At 39.7% G+C, this 14,784-nt stretch carries 11 protein-coding genes; 7 read left to right on the forward strand and 4 right to left on the reverse strand.

The genetic code is table 11. The annotated features are described in order from the left end of the window. Positions 1–149: 149 nt before the first annotated feature. Together DYI03_RS07135 and DYI03_RS07140 are read left to right on the forward strand one after the other, a co-directional pair. Positions 150–581 carry a plasmid mobilization protein gene (locus DYI03_RS07135; RefSeq protein WP_004346518.1) on the forward strand — a complete coding sequence of 144 codons (432 nt, stop codon included), beginning with the start codon at positions 150–152 and terminating at the stop codon, positions 579–581. Beyond that, a complete protein-coding gene (locus DYI03_RS07140; protein WP_021669627.1) occupies positions 565–1,632 on the forward strand; it encodes a relaxase/mobilization nuclease domain-containing protein in 1,068 nt (355 codons plus the stop codon). Before DYI03_RS07135 ends, DYI03_RS07140 begins: the two co-directional genes overlap by 17 nt. A gap of 328 nt (positions 1,633–1,960) precedes the next feature. Here DYI03_RS07140 and tsaA read toward each other — a convergent pair whose 3' ends face one another. After that, positions 1,961–2,641, reverse strand: coding sequence for a tRNA (N6-threonylcarbamoyladenosine(37)-N6)-methyltransferase TrmO (gene tsaA, locus DYI03_RS07145; protein WP_021669626.1), 681 nt, complete (start codon positions 2,639–2,641; stop codon positions 1,961–1,963). A gap of 174 nt (positions 2,642–2,815) precedes the next feature. On the opposite strand from tsaA, the gene DYI03_RS07150 reads away from it, so the two are divergent. Together DYI03_RS07150 and DYI03_RS07155 are read left to right on the forward strand one after the other, a co-directional pair. Beyond that, complete coding sequence (locus DYI03_RS07150) at positions 2,816–4,804, forward strand: OPT family oligopeptide transporter (protein ID WP_036870367.1); 1,989 nt, start codon at positions 2,816–2,818, stop codon at positions 4,802–4,804. A gap of 84 nt (positions 4,805–4,888) precedes the next feature. Beyond that, positions 4,889–5,431: a hypothetical protein gene (locus DYI03_RS07155; RefSeq protein WP_021669624.1), complete on the forward strand. Its 543-nt coding sequence runs from the start codon at positions 4,889–4,891 to the stop codon at positions 5,429–5,431. Positions 5,432–5,689: 258 nt separating this feature from the next. Here DYI03_RS07155 and DYI03_RS07160 read toward each other — a convergent pair whose 3' ends face one another. The 3 genes from DYI03_RS07160 to DYI03_RS07170 are packed head-to-tail and all read right to left on the reverse strand — an operon-like array spanning position 5,690 to position 7,948. Then, entirely contained in the window at positions 5,690–6,655 is a 966-nt protein-coding gene (locus DYI03_RS07160) for a bile acid:sodium symporter family protein (protein ID WP_021669623.1), read from the reverse strand. A 53-nt stretch (positions 6,656–6,708) separates the two neighbouring features. Then, positions 6,709–7,602, reverse strand: coding sequence for a tetratricopeptide repeat protein (locus DYI03_RS07165; protein ID WP_021669622.1), 894 nt, complete (start codon positions 7,600–7,602; stop codon positions 6,709–6,711). Between the two features lie 13 nt (positions 7,603–7,615). Beyond that, positions 7,616–7,948: a 2-amino-4-hydroxy-6-hydroxymethyldihydropteridine diphosphokinase gene (locus DYI03_RS07170; RefSeq protein WP_025064532.1), complete on the reverse strand. Its 333-nt coding sequence runs from the start codon at positions 7,946–7,948 to the stop codon at positions 7,616–7,618. 575 nt (positions 7,949–8,523) lie between these two features. Between DYI03_RS07170 and hflX the strand changes: the two genes are divergently transcribed. The 3 genes from hflX (at position 8,524) to DYI03_RS07185 (ending at position 14,740) form a co-directional block, all read left to right on the forward strand. Further along, positions 8,524–9,789: a GTPase HflX gene (gene hflX / locus DYI03_RS07175; protein WP_004355886.1), complete on the forward strand. Its 1,266-nt coding sequence runs from the start codon at positions 8,524–8,526 to the stop codon at positions 9,787–9,789. A 101-nt stretch (positions 9,790–9,890) separates the two neighbouring features. Next, positions 9,891–11,741 (forward strand): DUF4954 family protein, encoded by a 1,851-nt coding sequence (locus tag DYI03_RS07180; protein WP_021669619.1) that lies wholly within the window; start codon positions 9,891–9,893, stop codon positions 11,739–11,741. 80 nt (positions 11,742–11,821) lie between these two features. Continuing rightward, entirely contained in the window at positions 11,822–14,740 is a 2,919-nt protein-coding gene (locus DYI03_RS07185; protein ID WP_021669618.1) for a M16 family metallopeptidase, read from the forward strand. Positions 14,741–14,784: the final 44 nt, after the last annotated feature.

A 14,784-nucleotide genomic window follows, 5' to 3' on the forward strand; every position in this document is an offset into this window, starting at 1 on the left:
TTCGTTAGCTGACATTGCAAGACGTCAGTTTGTACCCACAAACTGCTCTTGCTCCCCTTGTCAGACAGTCGGAGAGATTAGACCGTAATCACTCCGTTCTCATCGGTCAGCCATCAGAAATTAAGAAATAACGAAAAGAGGACTTTTATATGAACAGAAACAACAGAAAGACTGCCCGATGGCAGCAACAGGAGAAGAAAGAACAGCGGATGAACAAGACGGAGTTCATCAAGGTAAGATGCACCTTAGAGGAAAAGCAACGAATTAAATCAAAGGCAGAAAGCACAGGACGGAAGTTCTCTGATTACTGCCGCGAGATGCTTCTTAGTGGAGAAGTTATTTCTGTTCCTAAGATGACGGACAATGAAAAGGAAGCCATAGAGGTGTTGAGACGAACTGCCTACTTCTTTATGCATATTTCCAACCTTATCAAGGTAAAGGATGATGCGTGGGTACTGATTACCCAAAGCCTTTCCTATCTGGCAAGGGAAGCTTTTAAACGTTTCTTTAATCCCAAATACCGTATTGAGGAAAGGGCAATTAAACTCTTAAATCTGATGGAGAATGATAGGAAAATGTAAAGCAATAGCACATGGCAGTAATGCACTGGAGTATATTTTCAGAGAGGGAAAACTCGGAAAAACGCTTCTCTTTCACAATCTCTGCGGCACTACGCCAAAGGAGATCTACGAGGAAATGAAGATGGTCAGCGATTACAACACACGGTGCAGAAACAAGTTCCTGCGTATCGAAATCGGCATAGCACCACAGGACGAGAAAAGATTGAGTCTTGCATCCGTCCGTAACCTTGCGTCAAACTTTGCAATACGCATGGGACTTGCCAACCATCAATGGGTGGCGGTTACACATAAAGACACCGACAATATGCATATCCATATCATCGCCAATCGCATTAGTCTGTATGGCAACGTTTATGACACTACCTTTGTGAGTAACAAGGCAGCAAGGGTTGCAGAGGAACTCAGCCGCAAGTATGGTATGACCATCGCAAAGGAAGTCAAGACGGAAAGGACACACAAAAAGATAAAAGCTAGCCCAACAAGAGAACAAACAAAGCAGCAGGTACAGAAGATATGCTATGCTTTACTTGATAGGTACAAAGGCACAGGCATCACAGGGCATTCGATGTTCCTCTACGACCTTAGCAAGAGTGGTGTAACCATTGAACGCTTAAAGAACAAACAGGGAAAGATATATGGATTGAAGTTCGCATATAGAGGACAGACTTTTAAGGCATCTGAAATCGGCAGGGAGTTCGGCTATCGTTCCTTGCAGAAGAATTTTGAGATAAGTAACAAGACAGAACCAAAGAAAGCTACGACAATGGCAGATGAGCTGGCAAAGAACAAAATTCAATCCGATACAGATTATCAACTTGTTCCTCTCAGCCGCACCTATACGTCACCTGCCAACACAAATGAAAATTCATCTATTGCACAAGCCGTAGGTAATGTGGCAAGTACTGCCATAAATGCAGCCAAAGAAATCATTTCCGGAGCAGGTGAGTTAATCAACCCACAGACACACGGTGATGATTATGCCGAGACAGCATGGCAACACAGGCTCAGAAACCAAGCCAAGAAAAAGAAGAAAAGAGGAAGAGGATTGTAACCACTTTTCGTTATCCCTGTCTTTCCCCAAAACGAAGACAAAGCAAAAGAGAGAAATCTTCATCAAAAACGCTTGTTATTCAAAGCAAATGATTATCTTTGCAAATAGAATAACAAGCGTTCTTTGTTAATGCAGAAACCCGCGACCAAAAGCAGTTCGCTCGTTTCCAAATCGTTACCTGTTTAGTTTATGCAACAAGCTAACTTCTTTATTTTCAATTAGATACATTTTGAAAATTATCTCCCACAGTACTTTCACAAGAGTATGAGTATAGAATAACGCTAATGAAAACGAAGAAACACTATATACTTGATGAAAAGACACTAACTCAAAGAATTTCAACCACTATGCAGCATTGATTTTCTACTCGAAAGCGGACGTCTTTGTCTATAAATTGCATACCATAAATGCGGTTTGCATCGTGTTGATAGGACGGGCGTGGATCTTGAGCAAGTATATCTGATAACGTTTTTGCCTCGCTTTCGGTGAAGAAATCAAGTATATTATCGGGCAAAACCACCTCTAACGGTTGCCATTCGTGCGAATCGGTGAAGCCACCACGAGCATTTGAATGCGCATCAACGTAGGGAATATAAGGTTTTACATCGTAAATAGGGGTTCCGTCCATAAGGTCGGCACCTGCAACTTCTATAAATCCTTTGCCTATTTCAACAATTTTCACCGATGATAAGCCTAAGCCATTGGGACGAAAGGGCGACCGTGAAGCAAAAACCCCTACCCTTTCGTTGCCGCCTAAACGTGGTGGACGCACAGTAAGACTATTGTTTACATCACTTTCCGCTCTCTTTTCTCGTTCATTGGCAGAAAATCCCCAAATCAACCAAATATAATCGAAGCCTTCCATGCCTCGTAAAGCCTCTTCTTTGCTAAATTTTGGTTCAAAAACAACACGACCTCGCAACGCTTTTACGACACCACTTTGGCGAGGAATGCCAAACTTTGTTGGAAAAGGAGAGCGAAAATAAGCGATTGGTTCTATTTCTTTCATGCGACAAACTTACATAAAAAACTGCTAAATATAGCCTATCAAACTATGAAAACTGGAATTTTAATCGTAAAAAAGATACATATTCCCATTTTTTATCTATCTTTGCGACTGCTATAAATGACAAAAGCCATTGCAAGCACCCAACTAAACCATGACTATTATCAACAAAAGAATATGGAAAATAACGAAAAACAAAACATTGAACTTCCTGAAAACGCCTTCCGCGAACTACATGAGGGCGAGGAGTACAAACCCGTGATGGACCCTAACAAGGTTTATCCAGAAGTAACTCCATGGTCTGTATCATGGGGATTAATTATGGTAGTGCTTTTTTCTGCCGCTGCCGCTTACTTAGGCTTAAAAGTTGGTCAAGTATTCGAGGCTGCTATTCCAATTGCTATCATCGCTATTGGTATGTCTTCGGCAACAAAACGCAAGAACGCATTGGGCGAAAACGTCATCATTCAGAGTATTGGAGCTTGTTCAGGCGCAGTTGTGGCTGGCGGTATCTTCGTTATGCCTGCTATTTATATGCTCGATTTGCAAGCCAGTTTCTTTCAAATCTTCATCGCTGCTGCCCTTGGTGGTGTGTTAGGTATCCTCTTTTTAATTCCTTTCCGTAAATATTTCGTAAAGGAACAACACGGTAAATACCCATTCCCAGAAGCTACGGCAACTACACAAGTATTGGTCAGTGGCGAAAAGGGTGGAAGTCAAGCTAAACCTTTGCTTTTAGCAGGTTTAATTGGTGGTCTTTACGATTTCAGTGTAGCCACTTTCGGTTGGTGGAACGAGATTGTAACAAGTCGTATGATAGGCTTTGGTGAAACCATTGCCGAGAAAGCAAAGTTGGTTTTCAAGGTAAATACAGGTGCTGCCATACTCGGTTTGGGTTACATCATTGGTCTTAAATATGCCTTTATCATTTGTATGGGTTCATTAACCATTTGGTGGTTGGTTGTACCAGGCATGGCTCTTGTTTTCCCCGATACTGTTTTGAATCAATGGGACCCAAGTATTGTGGCAACAGTAGGTAGTATGAGTGCTGAAGAAATCTTTAAAAACTACGCACGTTCTATTGGTATTGGTGGTATTGCCATGTCAGGTATCATCGGAATCGTTAAGTCTTGGGGCATCATTAAGAGTGCTGTAAGTTTGGCTTCGCGCGAAATGAAAGGCAAAGGTGCCGACCAAGCAGAAGCTATCCGCACACAACGCGATATTTCGTTTAAGATAATTGCTATCGGTAGTATCACCACTTTGGTTATTACCTTTATTTTTTTCTACTTTGGCGTTATGCAATTCAACTTATTGCACGCTGTTGTAGGTATCATTCTCGTGGCTTTAATTGCTTTCCTCTTCACAACTGTAGCTGCAAACGCCATTGCCATTGTTGGTTCTAACCCTGTTTCAGGTATGACCCTCATGACTTTGATTTTAGCATCAGTGGTTATGGTGGCAGTAGGCTTAAAAGGAAACTCTGGAATGTTGGCAGCTTTGCTCATGGGTGGCGTTGTTTGTACGGCTTTGTCAATGGCTGGTTCGTTCGTTACCGACTTAAAAATAGGTTATTGGCTCGGTACTACTCCTAAGAAACAAGAAACATGGAAATTCCTCGGTACGATTGTTTCAGCTGCAACCGTAGCTGGCGTGATGATAGTATTAGACAAAACTTATGGTTTCAACTCTGGTCAGTTGGCTGCACCACAGGCAAACGCAATGGCAGCTGTTATCAAACCATTGATGAGTGGACAAGGTGCACCTTGGATTCTCTATGGAATTGGTGCTGCGTTGGCATTGATTTTAGACCGTTGCAAAGTGCCTGCATTGGCTTTCTCTTTGGGTATGTTCATTCCAATCCAGTTGAATATTCCATTGATGATTGGTGGCGCGGTGAATTGGTATGTTACAACACGTTCTAAGGACGCACAAATCAATAAACTTCGTGGCGATAAAGGTACACTTATTGCCTCTGGTTTCATTGCAGGAGGTGCTTTAATGGGCGTTGTTTCAGCCTTGATTAAGTTCTTTGGCGTTGAGTTCGACCACGCTGAATGGTGGCAAAACCATACATCAGAATTGCTTGCCCTCGTTGCTTACATTGCTTTGATACTCTATTTTATCACTGCTACAAAGCTAACAGACAAGGAAAAAGAAGCATAAACACGCTTAAAAAAGTGGCAAATGGCTATGGGCTGTTTGCTACTTTTATTTTACTCCCCACCTTTTATCATTCTTTCCACCATTATGAAACATTATTTTACGTTTGCAACCCTTGCTTTTTGCCTACTTTTAAGTGCTTGTAGTATTAGCGGCATATTCACTGATTACAACCAATTGACCCAAGAGGAAAAAGAAAAAGTAGTAAAGTGTACGGAAGATATTTCCAAAATAAACGATTTCAACAAACTTTATGTCGTCAATGTAGCGCAGATAAAACAATTTATTACAGAAAAACAAAATGTAGTGGTCTATAGTTATGTACCTTTCTGTACCTCAAAGAATTGCATTTCGCCCAAAACACTTATAGACGATATGAAAGCGAAAGGCTATTCAACTTTAATCGTATCGGATACTTACGCAGATGCGTTTATTTCCGTGGGCAGTAATTTTCCTTTACTCATGATAGACAACACAGTATATAAAACCAAATTGAGAGGAAAATATACCGAACTATTCCATAAAGACTTGTTAGGCGTTCCGCTTAAATCCATAAATTATGCAAGTTATCATCTTTTTCAAAATGGTAAATACGTTAAAAGCTACCAAAATTATAAGGAAATAGAATAAAATTGTTCTTTTTAAAAGTGTAAAAACTATCAGTGAATAAGGGCGTTTAGCCGTTGGGACGTGAATTAAGTTATTAAAAGAAACGTGATAAATCACGCCCTTACAAGGTATCGTTTTTTGCAAAATCCAACTTGTCTAACCCTTATCCACGAGCAAGGGCGTATGCCGTAAGGGCGTGATTTATCACGTTCCTAATACCCACGATTATAGGAATGTGAATCAAGTTGTTGAGTCTTCCTATTCATTTAAAAATCAAAACTACTCCTTATTAGAGTGTTTTTCGTAATACCACATTTCAATACTATTGATAATGTTTTGCCAAAGAATGTAGCAACCTGGCCCCACTGACGACAAAGGATTAAGGTAGGTGAAGGCAATCCAAATAGCAAAAGTTGTATTTTTCTGTCCTAAGGCTTGCCCAGACTCAATCGTACTGCCGAAAAAGCGACCAATAAACCGACCAACAGCAAACTGTATTAAGCAAAGCAAGAGTCCCAACAAGGCTATAAAAACGAGGAAAAGTGCGGTAGTATCGGCATGAACGATATTCTTAACTGTCGTTCCTGTTACAATAGTGAGCGTGAAAGCCCAAAAGTAAAAGCCAAGGTTGCGCACACTAATAATCCAATTATAAAGTGGACGTAATATGCGCCAATGCTTTGTAAAGTAGGCTACCAACATCGGAGCAACCAAAACCATGCAAACACGGTTAAGAATGATAAGGAAAGACTCCATAAAATCAACATTAACATTGGGTTCTATCAATGGAAAGCAAGTAGGAATAAGGGCAGCACAAATAAAGTTTGAGAGGAAAGTATAGGTGGTCATATCCTCAATACTGCCGCCCAATTTCTGCGTAACAATGGCTGCTGCCGATGCACAAGGACAAATGATGCACGCTAATACAGATTCCATGAGTATCAATCCATCGCCTTGTAACTTAAAAAAGAGAATAATGCCCACCACAATGAAGACGAATAAAACTTGGAATACTCCTATCCAAAAATGCCATTTGACAGGAATTAGTTTACGAAAGTCTACTTTACAAAAAGTAACATAGAGCATTAAGAACATACAAATGGGTAGCAGAAAGTTGAATACTGGCTCGAATATGTCTGAAACAGGAGCAAGTAGGGGTATAAAAGCAAATAGTAGATAAACAATACCACCTGTTGCAATAGCTATTGGCAACGTCCATTTCTTTAAAATACTTATTAATTCCACTTTTATTCTATTTATTTAGTTTTTAATTGCAATACCGTTTGGAATATAATTGTTTATTCTCCCACTTCGATTTTATTCTTATATAAGTCATTAAGATTGATGGGGGCAACATCTTCCTGTTTTTTTGCCTTTTTCTTCGGATTATTATCAACTGGTGGCGTTGGTTTCTTCGTCTTTTCGTCTACATCTTGCGTGGTGATAATAGGCTTTTCAGACTTTGAAATTGTTGCTGTATCAACTTTAACCTCAGGCTTTTCGGTTATAATAGAGTCCAAAGGAATCTTTGCAGCTATGCTTCTTAAGCTATCTTCTTTTGCTTTCGCTCTTGCAATGCTATCGGCTGCCAACTTCTCATCTATTTTTGTTTGACACCCTTTGCGCATATTGATGACTTGAGCGAGGCGAGCCTCAACGCCTTGACCAGCCTTATGGGCGCGGAAAAACTCTTCGGCTAACACGTAATTATCGCGCGCTTTTTCCCAATCTTTCCCAAACATATAGCAAAAACCTAATCGATAATAGATTTCTCCCTTTTCTTTCTCGTAACAAACCGTGAGGGCTTGCTCATAAAAAGGTATGGCAAGTTTGTATTGTTCCATTAAAAAATGGCTTTCAGCGGCACTAAAATAATAAACAGAACGCTCGTGCGGAGCCAACATTCCAAGTCGTGGAATAACAGAAGTTAAGTATTTTACAGCGTTTTTATAATCCCATTCATGGTAATAACATAAACCAATATATGCCTTAAAGCGGTCGTTTAGCTTGTAACGATTGTCTAAATCTTGAAAAATGAGCAAGGCTTCGTGATATTTTCCCGAATTGAAATAAGCCACAGCCTTGTCCAATTGCACAGGGTCGGGGTCTGAATTTTGAGCCAAAACTTGTGTGATTGACAAGCCAAACAATACGGCTAAACACCAAAGTTTTAAGCGATTTATCATCAACATGCTACTCCTATATTTATGATTCCAGCCAAGCAATTTTCTTAACCTCCTTGTTGCCATATTTTATCACGTCTAAATCCATTAGCACGATGCCCTGTTTGTGGTTTTCGTGTGAGTCGCCCATTGATGTTTCTATGCGCTTTAAAACCTTGTTTAAATCCTCTAACGAGCGTTGAGTTGTAAACGATGCCAAACAATTCAAATACTTATCAGACTGAACCCCAATGGGTTCTGTCCATATAGGTTCCGTAAAATGTATGTCATTAAACTCTTTTTTGAGTTCTTCGATAGCCGTTTTTATGTTCGCTTCTTGATTCGTATTCGAACCCAAAGAAATCATTATTTCCACTCGTTCTGCTTGTTCTTCCTTACACATCGCACTCGTTTCTTTCTTATCTCACTGTAAAATAACAGCTTAATGCACTACAAAAGTAAGATTTTCCACGCTAAACAAGGCGCAATTTATAAAAAATAACAATTAAACAAACCGCAATAATAGTTCAAACATGGAAGAAGCATAACGAATATACACTCTTTTTGCATATACATGCCCATATTAGACAACGCAAACCTATTGTTTTCTACTTCAAAATAGGCTCTTTTGAAGCACAAAACAATAGGTTTTTTGAACTAAAAAATAAGCTATCGTGTAACTGATTGATTATTAAAACTTTGCAAAGCGCATTAAAATATTAGAAATTGCATAAAATAAAGCCCAAAACTTGCATTAATTTACATTCTAAAAATGGCAGATAGATACACTAAAAACACACGATGATACTATGTTTTTTCGACAACACACCCGAGAAACCCCTCTTTATTTGTAAAAAATAACAATTATCACCCAAAAAACGTGCGAGCAAAAGACATGAACCATTAAGTTTTTAGTAACTTTGTAGCCACATTATATATAAGATAAACTGAATGAAAGAATTTGTTATATCAGAAGTTAAAGCCGAAACTGCCATTCTTGTGGGACTTATCACACAAGAACAGAACGAAGCCAAGACGACTGAATATTTAGATGAACTTGAATTTTTAGCTGACACGGCAGGTGCCGTTACCGTAAAGCGATTTACCCAACGTGTGGGAGGTCCTAATATGACCTCGTATGTGGGTAAAGGAAAGCTCGAGGAAATAAAACAATACATCAAAGAAAAGGAAGACGAAGAAGAACCTATCGGTATGGTTATCTTCGACGATGAACTTTCGGCAAAGCAATTGAGAAATATTGAAGCCGAATTGCAGGTAAAAATTCTCGACAGAACCTCTCTCATTCTCGATATATTTGCCATGCGTGCGCAAACAGCGAGTGCTAAAACACAAGTAGAATTGGCTCAATATCGCTACATGCTACCCCGTTTGCAACGTCTTTGGACTCACCTTGAACGACAAGGAGGTGGCTCTGGTTCTGGTGGTGGTAAAGGTTCGGTGGGTCTGCGTGGTCCTGGTGAAACCCAATTAGAAATGGACCGCCGTATCATTTTGCAGCGTATGACATTGCTCAAACAACGCTTGGTAGAAATTGACAAACAGAAAGTTACACAAAGAAAGAATCGTGGACGTCTCATTCGTGTGGCATTGGTAGGTTACACCAACGTCGGAAAATCCACCATTATGAACATGTTGGCAAAAAGCGAGGTCTTTGCAGAAAACAAATTGTTTGCAACATTAGACACAACGGTACGCAAAGTGGTATTGGAAAATTTACCTTTCCTCTTAGCCGACACCGTAGGATTTATTCGCAAATTGCCTACCGATTTGGTCGATTCCTTCAAATCAACACTCGATGAGGTGCGCGAAGCCGATTTATTGGTGCATGTTGTAGATATTTCTCACCCCGATTTTGAAGAGCAATTGCAAGTCGTAAACGAAACCTTGAAGGAACTTGAATGTGCCGATAAGCCATCAATGATAGTGTTCAACAAGATAGACAATTACACTTGGGAGGAAAAGGAAGAAGACGATTTAACCCCAATGACCAAAGAAAATGTGTCGCTTGAAGAATTGAAACGCACATGGATGGCAAAACTGAACGAGGATTGTTTGTTCATTTCAGCCAAAGAAAAAGAAAATGTAGACGAGTTCAGAGATGTTTTATACAAGAAAGTAAGAGAATTGCATGTACAAAAATATCCTTACAACGACTTCTTGTATAACATTGATGTAGAAAACGAACAATTTCGTTAAGCCACACAAAGCATGCAAATGAGCAAAGCGAAATTTGTACATGCTCGTGGCGAGAAATCGCACTTGAAAAAGAACCATAACCGCTCCATAAATATAAAAGTATGATGTACAGACCATTAACAGAAGACGAGATTATCATTCTTGAGAACAACAATTGTTGGGCTGAGGATTGGGATAGAATTGAGATTGCCGAAGAAGGATTTCAACCTAAATTCCTACATCGTGTCCTCTTTTATGGCGACATTCGGTTGGGAACTTTCGAGAAAGAAATCGAAGTTTCAAAGGGATTTTTTAAGCATTCGGGCATCAATGACGCTACACTGCGCAATGTTTGCATTGGCGACAACTGCTTGATTGAAAAAATAGGAAACTACATTAACAATTATTCTATCGGCAACGACTGCCTCATAGCCAACGTTTCGGTCATAGAAACAACCGAAGGGGCAACCTATGGGCAGGGCAATGTAATATCGGTTTTGAACGAAGCGGGCGACGGAAACATCATTATGTTCCCCGAATTGAATAGCCAATTTGCTGCGTTAATGGTGAAACACGCCCACGATAAAGACTTGCGCAACGCCATTCGCCGCTTGGCTGCCGAAGAAATAACACGCCTTATACCCGATGTTAGCACCATTGGCAATGGCGTAAAGATTGTCAATACCAAGGAGATTTCAAATACTATCATACACGATGATTGCGAAATTGCAGGGGCAAGCAGGTTAAGCGATTGCACCATTCTTAGTTCGCAGCATGCCAACGTGTTTATTGGAACAGGCGTAATATGCGAAAACTCTATCATTTCAGAGGGGTCAAGCATCATCAATAGTACGAAAATACAAGATTGTTTTATTGGTGAAACTTGTCAAATTTCCAATGGTTTTACTGCTTCGCAGAGTGTTTTCTTCGCTAATTCATACATGGCAAACGGCGAGGCTTGCGCTGCTTTTTGCGGTCCTTTCACGGCTTCGCACCATAAAAGTTCACTGCTCATAGGCGGTATGTACTCGTTCTACAATGCTGGGTCAGCTACTAATTTCTCAAACCATGCTTACAAAATGGGACCATTACACTATGGAACCTTAGAACGTGGTTGTAAAACAGCAAGTGGTAGTCATATCGTAATGCCAGCCAATATCGGAGCGTTTTCGGTTTGCTTCGGAAAAATCATGAATCACCCAAATACACAGTCGCTTCCGTTCTCCTATCTCATGGCATACAGCGATACAAACTACTTAATTCCAGGACGAAACATCGGAACAGTAGGTCTTTATCGTGATATAAAGAAATGGCCAAAACGCGATTTGCGCCCTCTGAATGCGCAAAAAAGCATTATTAACTTCAATTGGTTATCGCCTTTTACTGTGGGAGAAATATGGAAAGGCAAACAAATTTTGGAGAATTTAAAGGCTATTAGTGGCGAAAATGCAACATCATACAATTATCAAGGCTATGTCATAAAAGCGTCAAGTTTAAGCAAAGGCATTCTTTATTACGATATTGCGTTATCCCTTTATATGGGAAAAATGCTCCAACAAGCCAATAATTTAGGCTTGAACATGGAGTTAAACGCATCAGCGGAAATAGAAGAATGGAGCGATTTAGCTGGACTTTTACTCCCCATAGCAGAAGAAAACGACCTCGTTGAAGCTATTAAGAACGGAGATTTAGAAACTATTGAAGACGTAAACGACCGATTTAAAGCTATCAATGAAAGCTATAAAGAAAGAGAATGGCAGTGGGCAAAGAATTTAATTCATCATTATTACAATATTAATGAGCTTACAGAAACCGACAAAACAATCATCGAAAGCAACTATAATAGGGCGAAAAACCTATGGGTTGAAGAGATAAACAAAGACGCAAAAAAAGAATTTGAAATGGGAGATGTTGATGAAGAAGTATTCAACGACTTTGTGAACAAACTTCAAAACGAATTAGAAAATAATTAAAAATCCATTCCTAAACGACAAGATGAATTGTAAACAACTTGGAGTCAAAGTAGGAAACTATTTAAAATCAATATAATATTATGTTCAAACAACATTCTTTTAGTAAATTGGGTATGTCGCTATTGCTCCTTCTTGGAGTAGTAGGTATGAAAGCACAGACCCGTACCTATGAAAGCGTGCCTAACGACCCCATGAAGACACGCATTTACACACTCGACAATGGTTTGAAAATTTACATTAGTGTAAACAAAGACAAACCTCGTATCCAAACTTACATCGCTGTTCGCACGGGTAGTCGTAACGACCCAGCCGAAACAACTGGTTTGGCTCACTACCTTGAACACATTATGTTCAAGGGAACAGACAAGTTTGGTACTTCAAACTATGCTGCTGAAAAGCCTTATTTGAAGCAAATAGAAAATCTTTACGAAGAGTATCGCCATATAACAGACCCAGAAAAACGCAAGGTTTGGTATCATAAAATCGACTCTGTATCTCAATTAGCTGCTCAATACAATATCCCTAACGAGTACGACAAACTCATGGCAGCCATTGGTAGCCAAGGAACAAACGCTTATACCAGCAACGACGTAACCTGTTACGTTGAGAATATTCCAAGCAATGAAATCGATTCATGGGCTCGTGTGCAAGCTGATAGATTCCAAAACTTGGTAGTCCGCGGTTTTCACACAGAACTTGAAGCCGTTTACGAAGAATATAACATGGGATTGACAAGCGATAATCGTAAGATGTTTACTGGCTTAATGAGTAAACTTTTCCCTTCTCACCCATACGGAACTCAAACAACTATTGGTAGAGGCGAGCATTTGAAGAATCCTTCAATCACCAATATCATGAATTATTACCACAGATATTACGTGCCAAACAACATTGCTATCTGTATGGCTGGTGATTTAGATCCAGACCAAACCGTTGCTATTCTCGAAAAATACTTTGGTAGTTGGAAGAAAAAAGAAAATTTAAGTGCACCTCAATATGGACCTCAACCAAAGTATACAGAGCCTGTGGACACAACTATCGTTGGTCAAGAAGCTGAATATCTTTACCTTGGTTGGAGAGCAGAGAAAGGAAATTCATTGCAATGCGACACATTGAGTATTATTAGCGATTTGTTGAGCAATGGTCGTGTCGGTATTTACGACTTAGACCTTAACCAAACCATGAAGGTTCAGTCTGCTGGTACAGGCTTTAGTGACCTTGCTGACTACTCAATGTTCATTGCTGTAGGTACTCCAAAGAAGGGACAAACACTAAAAGAGGTACAAGCGTTATTGCTTTCTGGTATTGAAAAGCTCAAGAAAGGCGACTTCTCTGACGACCTTTTGCCTTCTATTATTAACAATTACAAGCGTAGTTACTACCAAAGATTGGATAATAACCAATTCCGTGGTAAGGCTTTCGTAAATTCATTCATCAACAATATTGATTGGAAACAAGAGGTTGGTAAGATTGACCGCATCTCTAAGATTTCAAAAGCCGACATTGTTGCCTTTGCTAATCGTTTCTTCGACAATGGTTATGCTGCCATTTACAAGGTTCAAGGTACTGATAATTCTATTCAAAAGGTAGACAAACCAAAGATTACTCCAATCCCAACCAACAACGATAAGCACTCTGATTTCTTGAAGGAAATCGTAAATCATAAGGTTACACCTATCCAACCTTCATTCGTAAACTTCAAGAAAGACCTCACAAAGGCTACAACGAAGAAGGGTTGGCCTATCCTTTACAAGCAAAACACACAAGACGACTTGTTCACGCTCTATCTTAGCATTCCGTTTGGTGAGGAAAGCGACATGCTTCCAGGCTATGCTAAGATGTATCTCGACTATCTTGGCACAGACAAGATGACAAATGCGCAAATCAAACAAGAGCTTTACAAACTTGCTTGCGACTATAATATCGGTCAAACTAAGGACGAAACTTACTTCGTTATGAATGGTTTGAACGAAAATCTTCCTAAGGCTTTGAGTCTCATTAACTATGTTATTGAAAACGCAAAGGTAGATAAGAAGGCTTACGATGCTGCTGTTGATTTGATGATAAAGGCACGCAAAGATAGCAAATTAGACCAAGAAGAAAACTTTAATGCGTTGTTTGATTATGGTATGTATGGTACTTACAGTCCTACTCGCAACATATTGAGCGAACAACAACTCAAAAGCATGGACCCACAAAAGCTATTAAATTCTTTGAAAGGGTTGAAGAACTACAAGCAAACTGTGCTTTATTATGGTCCTTCTACACTGAAAGACATTGATAAATTGCTTGCAAAAACTTTCAAAACAAACAAGAAGTTCACTCCACTTCCACAGGAAAAGCGTTACACATTGCAGGAAACTCCTAAGAACGAAATACTTATTGCACCTTACGATGCTAAGAATACTTATCTCGTACAGTTCCATAATGAAAACAAAGACTGGAACGCTAACGATGCAGCAAAGATTACTTTGTTCAACGAATACTTCGGTGGCGGTATGAATGCTATCGTGTTCCAAGAAATGCGTGAGGCTCGTGCGTTGGCTTATTCAGCAAGTGCGCGCTATCGTACCCCTGCTCGTTTGGGCGATAAAGAAAGTTTCTTCACTTACATTATCACACAAAATGACAAGATGATGGATTGTATTACACAATTCAACGAGCTCCTTAACAACGTTCCTGTACGCGAAGCAAACTTTAATTTGGCAAAACAAAACCTCTTAAAGAGCCTTGCTTCTTCACGCACAACGAAGTTCTCTATCTTGTCAAGCTACATGGCAGCACAGAAATTGGGCTTAGATTGCAGCTTAGGCGAGAAGATTTACAACGACCTTCCAAACGTTAAACTTCAAGATTTAATTGATTTCGAGAAGGCAAACATGGCAAACAAACCTTGTAAATACCTCATTCTCGGTAATGAAAAGGAACTTGACATGAAAGCTTTGGAAAAGATTGCACCGATTAAGCGTGTAACAACAGAAGAAATTTTTGGCTATTAAGTCATAACAAACGGCTTACTAAATAGTACAAACTAAGCAGTGAG

The sequence above is a fragment of the Prevotella disiens genome (genome assembly GCF_900454955.1).
In the GTDB taxonomy this organism is placed as follows: domain Bacteria; phylum Bacteroidota; class Bacteroidia; order Bacteroidales; family Bacteroidaceae; genus Prevotella; species Prevotella disiens.